Source organism: Novosphingobium aquimarinum (assembly GCF_009746585.1).
GTDB classification, from domain to species: domain Bacteria; phylum Pseudomonadota; class Alphaproteobacteria; order Sphingomonadales; family Sphingomonadaceae; genus Novosphingobium; species Novosphingobium aquimarinum.
The window spans coordinates 99420-118977 of the sequence record NZ_WRPO01000004.1; the positions used below are offsets into that span (position 1 = coordinate 99420).

Annotated in this window: 9 protein-coding genes; 2 read left to right on the plus strand and 7 right to left on the minus strand. The window is 65.0% G+C overall.

Features of this window, described 5'->3' with window-relative positions:
• Nucleotides 1-107: 107 nt before the first annotated feature.
• The 4 genes from GQO94_RS06025 to GQO94_RS06040 form a co-directional block, all read right to left on the minus strand.
• On the minus strand, nt 108-3356 hold the full coding sequence (locus tag GQO94_RS06025) for an efflux RND transporter permease subunit (protein ID WP_156840425.1): 3249 nt from the start codon (nt 3354-3356) through the stop codon (nt 108-110).
• 58 nt (nt 3357-3414) lie between these two features.
• The gene (locus tag GQO94_RS06030; RefSeq protein ID WP_156840275.1) at nt 3415-4560 is read right to left on the minus strand and encodes an efflux RND transporter periplasmic adaptor subunit; all 1146 of its coding nucleotides are present in this window, start codon (nt 4558-4560) and stop codon (nt 3415-3417) included.
• Between the two features lie 11 nt (nt 4561-4571).
• Nucleotides 4572-5825, minus strand: a complete 1254-nt coding sequence (locus GQO94_RS06035) for a TolC family protein (RefSeq protein WP_156840276.1) — start codon at nt 5823-5825, stop codon at nt 4572-4574.
• A 65-nt stretch (nt 5826-5890) separates the two neighbouring features.
• On the minus strand, nt 5891-6322 hold the full coding sequence (locus GQO94_RS06040) for a hypothetical protein (protein ID WP_156840277.1): 432 nt from the start codon (nt 6320-6322) through the stop codon (nt 5891-5893).
• A 258-nt stretch (nt 6323-6580) separates the two neighbouring features.
• Between GQO94_RS06040 and GQO94_RS21225 the strand changes: the two genes are divergently transcribed.
• Nucleotides 6581-13303: an Ig-like domain-containing protein gene (locus tag GQO94_RS21225; RefSeq protein WP_156840278.1), complete on the plus strand. Its 6723-nt coding sequence runs from the start codon at nt 6581-6583 to the stop codon at nt 13301-13303.
• A 33-nt stretch (nt 13304-13336) separates the two neighbouring features.
• Here GQO94_RS21225 and GQO94_RS06050 read toward each other — a convergent pair whose 3' ends face one another.
• From GQO94_RS06050 to GQO94_RS06060, 3 genes are all read right to left on the minus strand, one after another.
• A complete protein-coding gene (locus GQO94_RS06050) occupies nt 13337-14248 on the minus strand; it encodes a LysR family transcriptional regulator (protein WP_198045836.1) in 912 nt (303 codons plus the stop codon).
• Between the two features lie 101 nt (nt 14249-14349).
• Nucleotides 14350-15633 (minus strand): MFS transporter, encoded by a 1284-nt coding sequence (locus tag GQO94_RS06055; protein WP_156840280.1) that lies wholly within the window; start codon nt 15631-15633, stop codon nt 14350-14352.
• The gene (locus tag GQO94_RS06060) at nt 15630-18122 is read right to left on the minus strand and encodes a beta-glucosidase (RefSeq protein WP_156840281.1); all 2493 of its coding nucleotides are present in this window, start codon (nt 18120-18122) and stop codon (nt 15630-15632) included. The genes GQO94_RS06055 and GQO94_RS06060 overlap by 4 nt, the downstream gene beginning before the upstream one ends.
• Before the next feature lie 194 nt (nt 18123-18316).
• Here GQO94_RS06060 and GQO94_RS06065 point away from each other — a divergent pair, with 194 nt between their 5' ends.
• Nucleotides 18317-19369, plus strand: a complete 1053-nt coding sequence (locus GQO94_RS06065; protein WP_156840282.1) for a LacI family DNA-binding transcriptional regulator — start codon at nt 18317-18319, stop codon at nt 19367-19369.
• The last annotated feature ends 189 nt before the right edge of the window (nt 19370-19558 follow it).

The following is a 19558-nucleotide window of genomic DNA, read 5'->3' on the forward strand; positions in this document are numbered from 1 at the left end:
AGAGTTTCGACCTCGGCCGCCTAAGGCCCCGTCGTCGCTTGCGCGAAGAAGCCGCGACGAGGCACTGCCTATCGCTCGGGCCGCATGATCAACATGCCGGCATCCGTCTACTCGCATTGGGCACCGCCAGTCGGGTTCCGGCCGATGCGGTTCCGCCATTTTTCGCGCCAGCTGCTCGCGTCATCCGAACGGTTGAGCACGAGCCGCGCGATGGCGGGCAGGACGAAGAGCGTGAGCGCGGTCGCGGTGATCAATCCGCCGATCACCACCGTCGCCAGCGGCCGCTGGACCTCGGCGCCGGTGCCGGTCGCGATCGCCATCGGCAAGAAGCCGAGCGAGGCCACCAACGCGGTCATCAGCACCGGCCGCAGCCGCGCCAACGCACCGTCGGAAATCGCGTCATCGACCGATAGGCCTCTGTCGAGGCGCTGGCGTATCGCGGTCATCATCACCAGCCCGTTCAAGACGGCGACACCCGAAAGGGCGATGAAGCCCACCGCAGCGGAAACCGAGAACGGCATCCCCCTCAGCGCAAGAGCGAAGACACCGCCCGCCAGCGCCATCGGGATCGCACTGAACACGGCGAGAGCCGGAACCCAGCCGCCAAGCGCCATGAACAGCAGCAGCAACACCAGAGCGAAGCAGACCGGCACGACAAGCGCGAGCCTCGCCTGCGCGGCTTGCAGGTTCTGGTACTGTCCGCCCCATTCGACGAACGAGGCAGGCGGCAGTTCGACACTGTCGGCAACACCTGCACGCGCCTCCTCGACGAACGAGCCGAGATCGCGCTCGCGCACATTGGCCGACACGATCACCAGCCGCCGCCCCTGCTCGCGCCGCACTTCGGCAAGGCCGTCGACGACCGTGAAATCCGCCAGCGTGCGAAGCGGGACGGTCGCGCCGTTGTCGAGCACGATGGGCAGCGCCCCGAGCTGATCGAAATCGTCGCGCGCCGCATCCTCCAGCCGCACCACCACCTCGAAGCGGCGGTCGCCTTCGAACACCAGACCTGCGGGGCGCCCGCCCAGCGCAATCGCGGCGGACTGCACGACATCTTCCATGGTAAGGCCGTACCGCGCGATCGTCGGACGATCGAAAGCGATGTCGAGCGTGGGGAACCCCGTCACTTGCTGAACCTTGACGTCCGCCGCGCCCTCGACCCCTTGGAGCACTTCGGCCACCTCCCCCGCGGCGCGAGTCAGCACGGTGAGATCGTCGCCGTAAAGTTTGACGGCAACGTCGCCGCGAACGCCTGCGATCAGTTCGTTGAAGCGCAGCTGGATCGGCTGGCTGAACTCGTAGAGGTTGCCGACAAGTCCGCCCAGCGAGTCCTCCATCTGCGTGACGAGTTCGTCCTTCGCCAGATCGGGATCGGGCCATTCCGCGCGCGGCTTCAGAATTACGTAGGCGTCGGACGCGTTGGGCGGCATCGGATCGCTCGCGACCTCGGCCGTGCCGGTGCGCGAGAAAACCAACTCCACCTGGGGGAAAGTCTCGAGCCGATCCTCCACTTGTCGTTGCATGGCGACCGAGCGCTCGAGCGAAGTGGAGGGAATCCGCAGCGATTGCACCGCGATGTCCCGCTCATCCAGTTGCGGCGTGAATTCGCTGCCGAGGAAAGTGAATACCAAGGCGGCCACGGCGAAGATGCCGGCACCGGCCCCTATCACTGGCCATGGGCGAGCGATGGTGCGGCGCAGCGCCGGGCTGTACCACTCCTTCACGGCCCGGACCGGCCTGACCTCCTTCTCGGTCAGCGGACCATTCAGCAGCAAGCCGATCATCGCCGGAACGAAGGTCAGCGACAGCACGAAGGCCGATGCCAGCGCGAGCATCACCGTGATCGCCATCGGCGAGAACGTCTTACCCTCGACACCGGTGAAAGTGAGCAGCGGAGCGTAGACCAGCAGAATGATCGCCTGTCCGTAGACGGTCGGCTTGATCATTTCCTGCGCGGCCAGGCGCGTCTCGGTCAACCGCTCACCGAGGCTGAGCAGTCTGCCCTCGCGATGCTGCCTGGCGGCGAGCCGCGCGACGCTGTTTTCGACGATGATGACCGCACCATCGACGATCAGCCCGAAGTCGAGCGCGCCCAAGCTCATCAGATTGCCCGAGACCCCGAGCCGGTTCATTCCCACGGCAGCCATGAGCATCGAGATCGGGATGACCAATGCCGCGATGATCGCGGCCCGGATGTTGCCGAGCATGAGGAACAGCACGGCGATGACCAGGAGCGCCCCTTCTACGAGATTCTTCTCCACCGTGGCGATGGTCGCATCGACGAGCGACGACCGATTATAGACGATTTCGGCGACCACGCCGGCCGGCAGCGAGGCACGGACTTCGTCCAGACGCTTGGCCGAGGCGGCCGCCACGGTGCGGCTGTTTTCGCCGCTGCGCATCAGGACGGTTCCCACGACCGCCTCCTCGCCATTGAGCGTGGCGGCACCGGTCCTGAGGTCTCCGCCGATACGCACGGAGGCGACATCTCCGATCCGGATCGGAACGCCCTCGCGGGTCGCGACCACCGCCTCCTTGATGTCCTGTATACCGCCAAGCCGCGCATCGGCGCGAACGAGGAGAGCCTCTCCCGCGCGATCGACGAAGTTGGCACCCGCAGCGAGATTTGCGGCCCGCAACGCCTCTATGAGATCGTCGAATGACACGCCGTAGCCCGTCAAACGGGCCGGATCGGGCTGCACCAGGAACTGCTTCTCGTAACCGCCGATCGAATCCACGCCGGCGACGCCATCGATGGAGCGCATGAGCGGAGCGACGACCCAGTCCTGGACCGTGCGCAAGTAGGCGGCCTTGGCGACATCGCTGTCGAGGCGATCACCGCGCTCGGTGACGAAGCTGCCGTCCGCCTGCCAGCCCGTCCTGCCACCGGTGGGGGCGTCGCGACCGGACGGATGCTCGTATTCGATCGTATACATGAGGACTTCGCCAAGTCCGGTCGAGATCGGCCCCATCGTGGGCTCGGCTCCTTCGGGCAGCGAGGCGCCAATCGGAGCGAGCCGTTCGTTCACCTGGCTGCGTGCGAAGTAGATGTCGGTCCCTTCCTCGAAGATCGCGGTGACCTGACTGAAGCCATTGCGCGAGATAGAGCGGGTCGTCTCGAGCCCCTCGATCCCGGCAAGCCCGGTCTCGATCGGGAACGTCACTTGTGTTTCAACCTGCGAGGGCGAAAGCGCCTGGGCGCTGGTGTTGATCTGCACCTGGGTGTTGGTGATGTCCGGCACGGCATCGATCGGCAGGCGCAGCAGGTTCATGGCGCCGTAGATCGCGGCGAAGGCGGTGAGGACGATCACCGCCCAGCGGAAGCGAACGGCGATGTCGAGGATCGCCCCGATCAGCCCGTGGCGATCACGGCCCGGATCGGCCCGGGTCTCTACGTCTGGCGCGTGGTCTGCCTCAGTGTCCATGGGTCGCGCCCTCTTTTTCGAGTTCCGCCTTGAGCAGGAAGGCGTTGCCGACGGCGATGCGCCGTCCCTCCTCCAGACCGGCAAGGATCGTCACCTGCCCCGCGGACCGGGTTCCGACCTCGACCTCCCGCGCCTGGAAGCCGGTCTTGGTCCGGACGAACACGACGTCGCGTCCGTCGAGCACCTGAACGGGGTCCTCGGGCACCGCGATACGGCTGTGGTCCACTTCGCCTGAAGGACGGATCCGTGCCTGGACGAAGGCGCCCGGCTGAAGACCCGGAATGCCGCGCGGCAGCGACAGCACCGCCGTGGCGCTGCGGCTCTCACGATCGAGAGAGGGCGTGACCGATCGCACACGCGCCCCGATCTCGCGGCCATCGCCGACGATCAGCATCGCCTCGTCGCCCGGCTGAACGCGCGACGCGTCAGCGGAAGGCAGAGCCACTTCGATCTGCAGCCCGTTCGGGTCGACCACGCGATACAGTTCCTCGCCCGCATCGACGAACGCCCCGAGCACGATCGGAGCTGCGGTGATCCTGCCGGCCAGGGGAGAGGTCACGGCAAGCGAGCGGCCATCGCCGCTCACGCCTGCCGCCGCGACTGCAGCCCGTGCCCGCTGCAACTCCGAACGCGCCACGCTGAGATTTGCCCGTGCGCCTTCCAGATCCTGACGAGCGGTGACGTGTTCCTCGAACAGACGCCGTTCGCGATCGTAGACGGCGGACAGTTCCGTCACGCGCGCGCGCGCCGCATTGGCCTGCGCTGCGAGCGCCGCGCCGTCCGCGCTATCGATGCGGGCGACGGTCTCGCCGCGCGACACATGATCGCCGAGGGTCTTGCCCACCAAGCGGACCACACCCGAAGCCCGGGCGTCGATCCGTGCGGAAGATGTCGCGCTGGCCGTCACCGTCGCGGGAAAGACCAGCTCTACCGCGGCCCCTGCCCGGACCGGGGCCAGCTCGATCCCCGCCTCGCGGATCTGCCGCTCGCTCAGCATCACCGCGCCTTCGGGCCTCTCGTCCCCGGCTTCCTCATGCGGATGGTGATCAGCATCGACGGCCGGCCAGAAGATCAGCGCCAGAGCGCCGATCGCGATCACGATACCGACGAGAATCGCCAGCGTCCTGCGTGTCATCCGTAAATCCTTCATTGTACGGCCAGCCCGATGAGTTCGGCTGCGGCCAGGCCCCGTTGCTCGCGGGCGGCGATGAGCGCCTCGCGGATCGTGTCGCGGGCCTCGGCGGCAGCGAGAACCTCGATCAGGGGAAAGCGTCCGTTGCGGTATCCGATACGGACGAGGCGCAGTGCCTCCTCCGCCTGCGGGAGCGACGTCTGCGACAGGGTCTCGACACGCCCTTCGGCACCGAAATATCTCGCCCGCGCCGTGGCGACCGCTTGCTCGAAATCTGCAAGCACGACGGCTTCGCGCGCATTCGCAGCCCGCAAGCGGGCCTCGGCAGCCGCAACGTTGCCCTGATTGCGATCGCGGAACGGAAGAGGGAACGACACGCCGACGACGAAGGCGTTGTCACCGCTTTGCGCGAAGCGGCGCACGCCTGCGGATACCGTCGGATCCGGAACGCGCAGACTTCGTTGCCGCGCGATCTCCGCCTCCGCAGTCGTGCTCTCGGCGCGCGCAAGCCGATAGGACAGGCTTTGCGTGCCCCGCGAGGTCAGGGATGCGGGCGGAGTGATGTTCGGGAACTGAGCCGGAACAAGCGGCGCTTCGTCCGCGGCCCAGAGCGAGGCCAGCGCCACGCGGGCCGCAAGGCTCTCGGCCTCGGCTTCCACCAAACGGGCGCGCGCCTCCGCGAGGGCCGCATTGGCACGCAGCGCGCGCAACGGTGGTTCACGCCCTACCTCGACGAGGGCTTTGGCGATGCGCGCCAGTTCCTCGTTCCGTGCGATCACGTCTTCTGCCAGCTCGACCCGAGCGGCCGCGGCGGCAGCCATCAGATAGCGTTCTCGCACCAGCTGACCCAGTTCCACCGCGGTCAGGACTGCCTTGAGAGACGCCAGTTCGGCCTGGGCCTCAGCCGCTCCGACGCGTGCGGAACGCTTCCCGCCAAGCTCGAGACGCTGGCCGACCGAGAGCGTGTATTCGGTCGACTGGAAACCGGAGAAGGCGCCACTGCCGGCGGCGTTCTCAACCTCGAGGGACACCTCGGGATTGGGCCTGAGGCGAGCCTGCTCGACAAGCGCTGAAGCCGCGTCGGTTTCCGCGCGGGGGCCCATGAGACGCGGGTTGCTGGCGGGAGTAGCGCCCTGCCCGGCGACCCCGCTGAGTTCGAGGGCATCGTCGAGCGTGACGACACGCGGGTCCTGCGCGCTGGCAGGTCCCGTGGACACGGCGAGTATCAGCCCCCAGAAGGGGACCGCTCGCCAGGGTATGGCGGACATGAAGGGAAATTCCTCTGCTGACGTTCAGTTCGGCGTCGGAACAGAGTTCCGGCGCACGGCGAACGTCAGGCTCGAGGCGGAGGTGTGGCCAGTTCCGTCAGCCCTGAGACGAACGAGCGATATTTCCCCGCGCGCAGCACAGTCGCAACCGAGTCCAAGGCAAACACTTCGGAAGTCTTGCCGACGGCCTGCGATGCATGATGGCAATGGCCATGCGCACACGCGCCGTGTTTCTCCGGCCCCCTGTCGTCACTCCCCGGATCGTCATGCTGCTCGAACTGGGATGCGACCGGGCGCTCTCCCGCGCATTCCGCAGCTTCCGCGACCGGCGCCCAGAGGACACCCAGTGCGGTGCACAGCGTGACGAGCTGCAGGATGAAGGAGCGGGCGAAAAGCCGGGGCATCGACGGTCGGGTAGCATCCGAACCGCCGTTATAAAAGCTTCGTCTGAAAAATGCTGCAAGCGCTAACAAAAATGCTGCGTGCGCTAACAACATGTGCCAGACTTCCTCATGGCGCGCGCAAGGGAACTGGCCGACCAGCCAGCGACGCTGCCCGCCACGTCAGACTGACAGGGTGATCGCCACTGTTGGGGCGGAGTCCGCAAAGTGTCACCAAAACATCGCGAGAATGACACGACGCATCTCTACCCGCCTACGTAGTGTTAACGCTGTACTCAGCGTATCTCGCGGTTTTTTAACCGCATTATTCGGCGCCGCTGCTGCGGTAATGCCGTCCGGCTTCAGGGGAATGTTATGCTCAGCGCTATTGGTGATATCGCGTTTGTCGGGTTCAATGCAGACGGCGCGGACGATTTCGCTTTCGTGACGTTCGTCGACATCGACGCTGGCGAGACCATCCATTTCAGCGACAACGAATGGACCGGCTCCGCTTTCAACTCCGGCGAGAGCGGCTTCACCTGGACCGCCACTGCCCCGGTCGCGGCTGGAACGATCATCTCCATCGACGCCGTGTCCGCTTCGATCGGGAGCAACATCGGCACGGTTTCCTTCTTCGATGCGAGCAACACCGGCTTCAGCGCCGGTGGCGAGATCGTCTATGCCTATCTGGGCGATCCGGCGACGCCGAGCGTGTTCCTGTCCGCCGTGACGACCGAAGCGGGCGGCCTCGAACCATCGGGTGTGACCACGGCCGGCACCGGCCTCGTCGCCGGAGTCAACGCGGTCGCGCTAACCGCCAGCACCGACATCGCCGCCTACACCGGCCCGCGCTCTGGCGAGGCCGGGCTCGCGGACTATCGGGCGCTGATCAACGATGCCGCCAACTGGACCGAGCAGGCCGGCAGCGGCGATCAGAGCAACGATGGGACCGATCCCGACCTCCCCTTCGACGCCACCGCCTTTGCGGCGGCTCCGACGATCCTGTTCAGCGAAGACTTCAACACGTTCGCGGGTGGCGGCTTCGCGCCTGAGCCAACAGCGGGGCAGCTCGACAGCGACGTCTTTGTCGTGACCGGGATGAGCGATGGCGACGGCAGCTTCGGCGGCACCTTCACCACCGGCGATTTCTCGCGCGGAACGACGACCGGCGGCGTCTCCACCGGCGGTGTTTACGCGCTCGAGCGCGCAGCCAACGATGCTGCGATCTGGTTCCAGCCCGGCGGATCGGACTTCACGCCCGGAACGTTCGTCGCGCGCATCACCAACACGGCGAGCGCGAGCGACACCTTCACGCTGGCGTTCGACCTTCTGTTCCTGAACGACGCGGACCGGGGCAACTCCCTCAACGTAGAGGTTTCCGCCAACGGCACCGACTTTGTCGCGGTTTCCGAGCTGGATTTCACCACGCCGACGGCCGCTGACGGTGTGGGAATTCAGAGCGAAGCGATGCAAGCCAGCTTCACTCTCGACACGACGATCGAAAGCGGCAGCGCGCTGTTCGTGCGCTGGACGTCGGACGATGTCGAAGGCGGTGGTAGCCGCGACGAGATCGGCCTTGATAACATCGTCGTGTCCTCGGGCGCGGCGCCTGCCCCGGCCGGTCCCGGGGTGCTCTCGATCGCCGATTCCTCGGTGGGCGAAGGCGATACCGGGACTTCGACGATGGAATTCACCGTCTCGCGTTCGGGCGGAAGCACCGGAGCGGTCTCGGCTGAATGGTCAGTCGTCCTTAGTGGCAGCGCCGATGCGCAGGACATCGAGATGACCTCGATGACCGGAACCGTGACCTTCGCCGACGGCGAGACCAGCCAGACGATTCAGGTCGAAATTACCGGCGACACGCTGGCCGAACCCGACGAGACCTTCGAAGTCGTGCTGGCCAACCCGGTGGGCGCGACGCTGGGCGATGCGAACGCGACCGGAACGATCTTTAACGACGACGTGCCCGATCTTGCCATTCACGACATTCAGGGCGCGGGGCTGACTTCGGCCTACGCGGGCCAGCAGGTACGCACCACCGGCATCGTCACTGCGGTCGATACCAACGGCTTCTACATCCAAACGCCGGATGCCGATGTCGACGGGGACGACATGACGTCCGAAGGCATTCTCGTCTTCACCGGGAGCGCGCCGAGCGTTGCGGTGGGCGACGAAGTGTCGGTAACGGCCACGGTCACCGAATACACGCCGGGCGGCGCCTCCACCGGCAATCTTTCGACCACCGAACTCGCTTCGGTAACCGCTCTTTCGATCCTGGGCAGCGATCGCGATTTGCCGAGCGCCACCGTGATCGGCGACGGCGGCCGCCTTGCGCCCACCGAACTGGTGACCGACGGCATCGCCTTCTACGAAAGTCTCGAGGGCATGCTGGTTACCGTCAACAATCCGCTGGTGGTGGCGCCCACCAACGGGTTCGGCGAAATTTACGTGGTGGCCGACGGGGACGCCAACGCCACCAATCTCTCTGACCGCGGCACCCTCGTGACGCAAAGCAGCGTCGGCGATGGTCTTGGCGTCACCAACACGGGGCCCGGATCGGACTACAATCCCGAACGCATCCAGATCGATGCCGACAGCTTCACCATTGGCGACATCCCCAGTGTCAACACTGGCGCCCTGCTCGACACGGTCACGGGCGTCATCGGCTACAATTTCGGCAATTTCGAGCTGCTGCCGACCGGCGCGGTGACGGTTGCGACGCCCTCATCGCTGCTCACCGAGACGACCGCGCTCGTGGGTGACGACGACACGCTGATCATCGCGCAGTACAACGTCGAGAACCTCGATCCCAATGACAGCGACGGCGATACCGATGTCGCCGACGGCAAGTTCGACCTGATCGCGCAGCAGATCGTCGGCAACCTGATGGCGCCCGACATCATCGCGCTGCAGGAAGTGCAGGACAATTCGGGCAGTGCCAACGACGGGACGGTCTCGGCCGACGTGACGCTGCAGATGCTGGTCGATGCGATCGCCGCTGCCGGCGGCCCGACCTACTCCTATCTCGACAACCCGTTCATCGATAACAATCAGAGCGGCGGCCAGCCGGGCGGCAACATCCGCGTGGCCTACTTGTACAACTCAGCGCGCGTCGATTTCGTCGAAGGCTCGCTGGCGACGACGCCCGACGCAGCGACCGACTTTGCCGGCTCGCGCCCGCCGCTGGTCGCGACGTTCGAATTCGCCGACGAAAACTACACGATCGTCAACAACCACTTCTCATCGAAGGGTGGCAGCACGCCGCTAGCCGGGACGACGCAGCCGCCGCTCAACGGATCGGCGGATGAGCGGCTGGTCCAGGCGCAGAACGTGGCCGACTACGTCGCGACACTCGATCCCGACAGCAACGTCGTGGTGCTCGGCGATCTCAACGAGTTCCTTAACGAAGAGTCGCTCGATCCGCTGCTCGACGTGGGCCTTAACCCGATGGGCCTGACGTTGGATCCGTCGGAGCGCTACTCCTACCTGTTCGAAGGCAACGCTCAGGCGCTCGACCAGACTTTCGTGTCGGACACCATTCTGGAACGCGCGACGTACGACGTCGTCCATGCCAACGCCGAGTTCGTGACGGGCGCGTCCGACCATGATCCCGCGGTGCTTGCGATCGACGCCGCCACACCGACGCCTACGCCCGCCGAACTCGACCTTTCGCTCTATGTCCTGGTCGGACAGTACGACTTGCCGACGCCGGCGAACTCGGCGGCGCCGCTAGGCAGCGAGCTGGCGCTCGAAGCGTCCTCGGTGACGTACAACTGGGATACCGAAACTCTCTTCGTGATCGGCGACGAAGGCACTTCGCTGGTCCAGGTCAGCAAGACCGGCGCGCTCATCAATTCGATGACGCTCCCGGTCTTCGAGGATACCGAAGGCCTCGTCTACCTCGGCAACGGCGAGTTCGCCGTGGTCGAGGAGCGCACCCGCACGGTCATCAAGTTCGCTTACACCGCCGATACCACGCTCGACGAAGCGAACACCCAGGAAGTGGTCCTGGGCACCACGATCGGCAATGTGGGCCTCGAAGGCATCGCGCTCGATCCGTTCGGTGCCGGCTTCATCCTGGTGAAGGAAATCAGCCCGCAAGGCATCTTCGGCACCACGCTCGATTTCGCCGACGGCACGGCCAGCAACGGCTCGCCCACGACCGAGAACTCGGTGAACCTGTTCGATCCCGCGCTGCTCGGCGTGACCGACTTGTCGGACGTCTTCGCATTGTCCGCGATCCCCGGCTTCGCGGGCACGGACTACGAGGACAACATCCTTGTGATCAGCCAGGAGACGGGCCGCATCGTCCAAGTCAATCGCGACGGCTCGATCGTGAACACGCTCGACATCGTTGCGGGCCCCGGCGCGACGTCGGGGGTCTCCGGACAAGGACACGAAGGGATCACGCTCGATCGCGACGGCACGCTCTATGTCGTGAACGAAGGCGGCGGCTCGGACGTGCCGCAGCTGTGGGTCTATCAGCTCGCCGACTTTCCGAATGCCGCGCCGACCGCGATCGCACTCGATAACCCGGTGCTCGCGATTGCCGAGAACACCAACACCGACGTGCGAGTCAAAGTGGCGGACATCACGATCACCGACGACGGGATCGGCTCCAACCAGTTCGCCGTCACCGGCGCGGACGCGGCGTTCTTCGAAGTCGACGGCTCGGGGCTCTACATCAAGGCTGGCACGGTCCTCGATTTCGAGACCAAGGCAAGCTACGCGGTCACTGTCACGGTCGACGATCCGACGGTCGGCACCAGCCCCGACGCGACGGTCGACTTCACAGTGGCGGTGAGCGATGTTGACGGGGAAGCGGGCCCGGCCCTCATCATCACCGAGGTCTCACCCTGGTCGAGCGGCAAGAGCAACAGCCCGATCGGCGAGGACTGGTTCGAGCTGACCAACATTTCCGACGCCGCGATCGACATCACCGGCTGGTCCTTCGACGACGATTCGGCGGACTTCGGCTCGGCCGATCCGCTTTTGGGAATCACCACCATCGCCGCCGGCGAATCCGTCATCTTCCTCAACACGACCGACCTGGACGGCGTACGCCAGGACTTCATCGACACTTGGTTCGGCGGCACCACACCCGCCGGACTGCGGTTCGGCACCTACGACGGCAGTGGCCTCAGCGGCGGCGGCGATGCGGTCTACCTGTTCGACGCAGCAGGCACGATCCAGACCAGCGTCACTTTCGGCGCTTCGCCCGAGAGCAGCCCATTCGCGACGTTCGACAACACGGCCCTCGTCTCCGGTGGCCTGATCAACACGCTCAGCGCCGACGGTGTCGATGGCGCCTTCTCGGTGATCGACGGCTTCGGCAACACCGAAATCGGATCGCCGGGAACGGCCGCGATCAACTTCGATCCGATTGCGAACGATGACAGCATCGTCGCCATCGCCGGCAGCCCGGTCACGATCAGCGCGCAGGCGTTGCTCAAGAACGACAGCGATCGCAACGCCAGCGATGTGCTCACGATCTCGGCAGTATCCGACCCCAGCAACGGTTCGGTCACGCTCAACGGAGCCACGATCGTGTTCACGCCGGTCGGTACCGGTGCCGGCACCGGCGGTTTCACCTACACGATCAGCGATGGAGCCGGCGGCACCGCCAGCGCGCATGTGGACATCGATCTGCGCACAGCGACGCCAACGCCCACTCCGACCCCGACGCCCACGCCCACGCCCACGCCCAATCCCAACACCTCGCCGATCGCCCGGGACGATCAGCTTTCGATGGTAGCCGGCGAGACGCTGACGATCCCGTTCACCGCGCTGCTCGCTAACGATACCGATGCCGACGGCGACGTTCTCACGGTCACGAACATCATGATCGTCGATGGCGCCGGGACGCTCACGGTCGGCAACGGGTCGGCGGTCTACCGGCCGGCTTCGGGCGAAACGGGTATGGTGCGCCTGTCCTACACCGCCTCCGACCCGACGGGCGCGTCGGACACAGCCACGGTCTCGATCGCGATTACCGATGGCGTGCCGGTCAACACGGCACCGGTCTTCGTACCCGACAGCGGCAGCTTCGCGACGCTTGCCGGCACGCCCGTCGCGCTGACCTTCCTCGCTGCCGACGCCGACGGCGATGTCCTGAGCTACACCGCGGGCACCGCGACCGGCGGCACTCTTCAGTCGACCGCGGCGGGCGGGTTCGTCTACACGCCCGACGCGGGCTTCACCGGCAGCGACAGCTTCACCGTCACCGTCAGTGATGGCAGGGGCGGAAACGATACGTTCGAAGCCACGATCGACGTGGTGACCGGCGACGCCGAAGCGAGCCAATGGCGACTGCTTGCCGCCGATGGCTGGAGCGGCGAAGTCGGCGGCACGGGCACCGTGTTCGGCACCAATGGCGTACAGGACGTGACCGTGCTCGACCTTGCGGGCCGGATCGAATTCGATCCCTCGTTCAACCGCGGCGGAGACATCGTCCGTCTGAGCGGCGACGCCGCCGACTGGAGCATCGTTCGCGATGGCTCCGCAGCCCTCCTGTTCGACGGCGATACGCAGGTCGTGCTGCCAGTGGGGACCGGCGAACTGACGCTGGCCTTTGACGATGGCATCCGCCTGCTTTCCATCGAAGCCGGCACTGGCGACTCCCCGGCGTCGATCATGGTCGGCGATCAGGCCGTCACCGCGACGCTCACCACGATCACGGCCACCGCCGAAACTGCGCCCATGCTGCCCGAGATCGACGAGGCGGCCTTTGCCAAGCTGATCCTATCGGAAGGCGGCGAGGCGACGGCCGGCGGTCATTTGACCATCTTCGGCACCGCATCGGGGGCGGAGACGGTGGCTGTCACATCTGGCGAAGCCATGTTCGATCCTTCCTTCAACAAGGGCGGCGACACGATCGTGCTGGACGAGACCGCCGACGCCTTCTCGGGCTTTCGCGATGGCTCGAACGCGGTGCTGGAAAGCGACGACGTCATCTTGCGCATCCCGGTCAGCCCGAGCGCGACCCAAATCGTCTTTGCGGACGACGACGCCCGCGCGCTGATGATCATCGGCGAGAGCATCGATCTTGCCGGGCAGACGCTCGGTTTCGCCCCGATCGGGATCAGCGAGATCGCCTAGGAGCGTTTCCCGCTTGTTGCCCCGGCGCGCTCTTCAGATCGACGGTTCGGACTGTGATGCCATCACGTTCGACAGATGTTGCATGAAGAGTGCGGCCGGGGACGACAGGGCGCGCCCCGCCAGGCTCAAGGCTGACAGGACCGAGAGCGGAATTTTTTGATCGTCGAACGGAATGAAGGCAAGCTCGCCGCTTCGCACTTCCTTCCAGACGTCGAAGTGCGTGAGCACGCCGATGCCAAGTCCTTGTCCGACAGAAGACTTGAGCACTGAAATGCTGTTCGTGCTGATGACAGCCCGCAACGGATCGCCGACGATCTTTTGCCAGGCCTGGTCGAACAGTGCGCGAAGAGTGAGGGAATGATCCGGCAGGATGAGGCTCCGGTCGGCAAGCGAGCCAAGCGTCATCGCGCCTTGCGCTGCCAGGGGATCGCTCGGTAGCACGACGGCCCCCATTTGGTAGATCAGCGACCGCTCGACGCGAATTCCCGGCTCAGCGGGTGGGTTGAACGTCAGGCCGATATCCGTTGCCCCGCTCTGCAGTGATGTCAGGACAGTCTGCGCCTCAGCGACATGGAGATCGAAATCGATATTCGGGTAGGCGTCGTGAAATGTGGCGATCGCCTGGCTGAGGAATTCAGCGGCGCCTTCGGCGATCGCAAGCGAGACGCGTCCGCGCCGCAATCCGCGGAGATCGTCGATCACCGACTCGGCTCGTTCGATCTCGCGCCGGCCGCGCCTTATGGTGTCGATCAGGATCTCGCCGGCGGCAGTCAGACGAATACCCGTGCGCAGCCGTTCGAAGAGCGCGACGCCGAGTCGCTCTTCGAGTTGACTGACCTGACGATCGATGGCCGACGGCGCGATATTGAGAGTCTCGGAGGCTTTCTTGATCGAACCGCGACGCGCAACCTCGTCGAAATAGACGGCTGCCCGCGAGTACAGCATCGAACGGTTCGAGCCGTGCTGCGGTTTCGCCCGGGCAGGCCTTGCTCGTCCCGGCCCAGATGGACGGATCCCGCGCAGGGCGAGCGCGTTTCCTTCAGCGCTCATCGGGCAGACGCCGCGAGGCGGGGGTAGAGGAACATGACCAGGCCCGACACTCCGAAGGCAACGGCCGAAACTTCGACGAAGCCGCGCTGGGCCGACCATGCCGCCGAGTGCGCTCCGTCTGCCAGGAACAAGGTCATGAGATAGCCGCCGATCCCGAAGCTGATCTTGCCGGCGGCCGAGTTCGCGGCATAGCACACCCCGGCGATGACCTTCTGGGATCCGCGGCTCTCTGCCGAATCCGCCAGCAGAACGTAAGAAAGCGGTGCAGCAATTCCGAGGAAGAAGCCCACCACCACGATCGTCGAGAGCGTCGCCGGCAGGGTCTGCGGCAGGGCGTCCAGCAGGAGCAGCGCCAACGCGCCGACCGAGGCCCCCAGAATCAAGGCGCCTTTGCTGCCCAGCCGTAGAGCCAGCGGCAGTGCAGCCGCGCTGCCGCACAAGAACAGCACGTTGAGAACAGTGAGAAGCGCGCCGCTGTCACTGTCGGGCCGATGCAGCACGCGCAGGACGTAGTAAGGCGTCATACCAAAGAGGAACGTCTGACCGACGATGTTCAGGCTCATCGAGATGGTGATGACGATCCAGGCGCGATTGCTGGCCAGCATCCTGATGATTTCGCCAAAGGATGCGTTGACCGGATCGCCGCCGGTGCGCTCGCGGCACATGCCGGCTGTGACGAACAGCCCGCCTGCAACGAGGAGGCCATAGAGCGCCGCCACATAGGAAAATCCTTTCGATCGATCGCCATCGCCGAGGAAATCGACCAGCGGCAGAGTGACGATGCCGATCACCAGCATACCGATCGTCGCCCCGACCATGCGAGCCACCGCCAACTTGCCACGGACGGTTTCGTCGCTCGAGATCAGCGTGGTCATCGCACCGTACGGCGTATTCGCGACCGAATAGGCGATGCAGAGGCCGGTGTACGTCACTGCCGCCCAGACAATGCGCACCATCGGATCGGCCGATATGGTCGTGAAAGTGAGCCACAGCAGAAGCGCAAGTGGGATTGCGCCCCAGAAGAGCAGAGGGCGTGCCTTGCGCCCGAAAGCGCGCCGATCGACCAGTGCGCCCACCAGAGGATCCAGAACCACATTGGTGACGCGAGCGAAGAGTACGATCAGCCCGGCGATATCGGCCCTGATACCGCTCGTCTCGGTGTAGAAGTAAACCAGGTAGGCAAGCATCGTCGTCCAGACGAGATTGAAGACCAGATCGCCGAGGCCATAAGCGGCGATTTCAGGCAGCCGGGCGTCGGCACCCGCTTCACGCGCGATCACGCTTCGAGCCCTTCACCGTCGGCACTCTGTTCCCGAATGCGGTCGAGCAAAGCGGCGACGTCGCTGTTCGAGACGCGACTGCCCGCGAACCATTGCAGCGTGGTCCCGATACCGAGGAACGAGCTTTCGAGGACCGGCAAGAAGGCATGCGCTTCGGTCGGCGACATGCCGAATTGCTGGGCGAGAAAGACCAATGTCAGCTGCGCGCCCTCGTCCTGGGCGAGGACCTCCTTGGGCAGGGAAAATAGATCGAGCGGTCGGCGGCGTGGCGTCATCGCCCAGCCCCGCACCGTTCCGGAAAGATGGATCGCGCGCGACGACGCGCCAATCTCGATCTTTAGCGGCTGGCTTCCGAAGCGCCATCCGGACGCGCCTGCGCTACTCAGGGCGTGCCACTGGCGGAAGTCGTCGGCAGGAACCAGCATCTCCACATCGCAGGACGCGCCCGCGCGCAGGAAGATTTTGCGGAAGGCCTTGAGCTCCCGCACGGGGTCATTGCCGAACGCTTGCTCCCATGATGCATAGAGCTGGCAGACTTCGTGGCCATCGCGATCGCCGGCGTTCGAAAGGGTGAAGCGGGCACGCACGAAATCGCGATCACGCTCCACGATCTTGTCGACTGTCAGGTCACGATACTCGAACCGAGTGAAGCTCAGGCCATGCCCGAACGGAAAAAGCGGTTCTATCCCGCGACGGTCGAAGAAGCGATAGCCCGCTAAAATGTCCTCGCCATACCACAGCACCTGGCTGTCTCCAGGATGGTACGGGAAAGCGGGCAAGTCCTCTTCGCGCCGCGGAAAGCTGGTGGTCAGCTTGCCCGATGGATTGATGCGGCCGAACAGGATTTGCGCCAGCGCATGCGCCATGCCTTGTCCTGCGAAAAACGGCGCGACCACCGCCGGAGCCATGTCGATCCACGGCATCAGGATCGCGTCGGGCGTGAAGAGCACGACGACGGTGTTCGGCTGGACTGCGGCCACACGCTCGATCAATTCGTCCAGCCCGTCGGCCAGTCGCAAATGAGGACGATCGGTCTCCTCACCCCCATAGTCGCCCTCGGGAACGTTCACGCAGAGCACGGCGACGTCTGCCGCGGCCCCACCCGCAGCCGCCTCCTCGATCCGGCTCGAACGCTCGGCTATATCGTGCGACCAGCCACTGTAGCAGGCAATTTCGCTGTCAGCCGCCGCAGCCGCCCTCAGCTCGTCCTCGATGCTGTCGGTCTGGCTCGGATTGATGCGGGACGAGCCGAATCCCTGGATGATCGGGCGACCCACCGTGGGACCGATCAGCGCGATCTGGAGCGCCGCGTCGGGGGAGAGCGGCAACACCGGTCCGACATTCTTGAGCAGCACGATCGAACGCGCGGCGAGGTCGCGCGCAAAAGCATGATGATCGACGTCGCCCTCGGGCAGCGGGAGGCGCCGCCCGGTCTCGACGCGATGCACCAGCCGCAGGACTTGGCGGCAGCTTCGATCAAGGCTCTCCGGATCGACCGCGCCGCTATCGACCGCCTCTCGCAGTGCATCCGCCCGGTCGCGGCTTTCCGGCATGTCGAGATCGTTGCCGGCACGCAGCGAGGCCGGGCGATCCTTGATCCCGTGCCAGTCCGACATGACGAGCCCGTCATATCCCCATTCTTCCCGCAGGACGGTCGTCAGCAGCCATCGATTTTCGGCGGCCTGCTCATCGTTGAGCAAATTGTAGGCGCTCATCACGGCCCAGGGCTGGCCCTTCTCGATCGCGCGCTCGAATGCCTTGAGATAGAGTTCGCGCAGCGCGCGCGGCGACACGATGGAATTCATCCGCGTACGATCGACTTCGGATTCATTGCACGCGAAATGCTTGAGGACGGCACCGACGCCGTTGTCCTGCAAGCCTGCGATCACCGCACCGGCCATTTCGCCCGTCAGGATGGGATCTTCCGAATAATATTCGTAACCGCGACCCGCAAACGGGGTTCGCCGCAGGTTGGCGCCAGGGCCAAGCAGCAAATCGATCCCCATGGCACGGCATTCCAGCGCAAGATGGCGACCGAGCTCGTAAGCCAGCCCGGCATCCCAGGAACATGCGTAAGAACAGGCCGCCGGATAACATGTCGACGGCAGGCTCGCGCCGAAATCGGCTTTCTCCTGCGCTCCGCTGTCGAGCATCGCGAGAAATTCGGCCAGCGCAACATCGGGGGAAGCGTCTTCGGCGAGCTGGCCCGGTGAAAGGCGCACCCCATGTGTGCCGTCGGTCATGGTGACCGAATTTATCCCGATGCGCGGGATCGAAGCAGTGCGCCACATCCCCTGCCCGTTGAGCAGCGCGATTTTTTCGTCGCGATCGAGCGCGGCGACCAGCGCCGCGATTTCGTCGGGCGCAAACGAGTCCGGCGTGGACCCGGACGGTTCGGCAGGAATGTCGGTTTTACGGTCCCGGCTTATCGCGATGTTCGACATCGTGGCAGCAAGCGATCGGTCCGATTTCGGCTCAGGTACTTCCATAAGACACGTCCCCGTCGCTGTTTCTGCAAATCATCGGTGCGGCTGCGCCCGAGCCTTTGTCGCGCGGACTTTGAGTCGTCGCGCGGTTCGAAAATAGCTTGCCTTCTATGGCAATCGTTTGCCAACTTACCTTCGTACTGTCCCGTTGCAAGCGCTTTTGCTAGGACTGGGACGAGATTGCGAAGCAGGGCACAATGAAGACCATCGACGAACTGCCCGAGCGCACGGCGGAGGGACCCGTGAAACTGTCGGACGTGGCGTCGGAAGCGCGGGTCGCGCTGTCGACCGCAAGCCGCGCGCTCAGCAATCCCGAGCGGGTCAACGTCAAGACGCGCATGCGCGTGCTGGCGGCGGCAGCGCGCCTTGGGTACGCGTCGAACGTCGCGGCTCGCTCGCTACGATCCGGACTGTCGCGCACGATCCTCGTGATAATGCCGCCATGGCGGTCGCGCGGCGTCCTCGACGACGCGATGCGCGGGGTGGACGCGAAGCTTATGTCGGCCGGCTACAGCATGATCACCGGCAGCCTCAATGAGGATTTTACCGCGGATCATCGGCTCATCGACATGGCCCGCGGCGGGCTGGTCGACGGCATATTGGCAGTTGCCAACGAATTGCCCGCCGGGGGCCCCCTGCCCGTCTTGTCGGCGCGATTGCCCGCCGTAGGCCTGATGATCGATCTCAGCGCCCATGGAATTCCGAGCGTGCTGACCAACGACCGCGAGGCGGTATCGGCCCTGACGAGCCAGCTGATCGCGATCGGACGCCGCCGCCTAGCGTATCTGGGGGCACCGTCCGACAATTATCATGATGTGGAGCGTTTTGCCGGCTTCAGCGACTCGCTGCAAAAGGAAGGGCTGGCTCCAACGCGCCTCGAAGGCAATTTCGATTTTGCCTCGGGCGAACGCGCGGCGGCGGGCTATCTCGCACTCGAACAGAGGCCCGACGCGGTCGTGTGCGCCAATGACGACATGGCGATCGGGTTCATGAAAGGCGTTTGCGCCGCAGGGCTGCGCATTCCCGAGGATGTCGCGGTTACCGGCTTCGACGGCGGCGAATTTGCGGCCTATACGAGCCCTGGTCTGACCACTTTGCGCCAGCCTGCAGAGCAGATGGGGGCTGCGAGCGCGAGCCTTCTGCTCCAGTTGATCAACGGCGAAGATCCGCCCGTATTCCAGCGGATGATCGTCTCGGCGATTCTCGACGAACGCGGCAGCACGCCCGCTTTAGGCGCCGCCAAGCGTTAATTTCTGCCTGACTGACTCGATCTGTCACGCCCTTTTGGCGGCGCGTGAGCCAGCATTCCGGCATCCGTTCGAAAAATGAGGGAGCCCGTCTCTAGAAACGAGGCTGGACCGGTTACGCAAAACACGTCATGCCTTATGAAATCGTTTGCCAAAAAGGGGGCCGAATCATGATCAAGTTGACCAGGACGC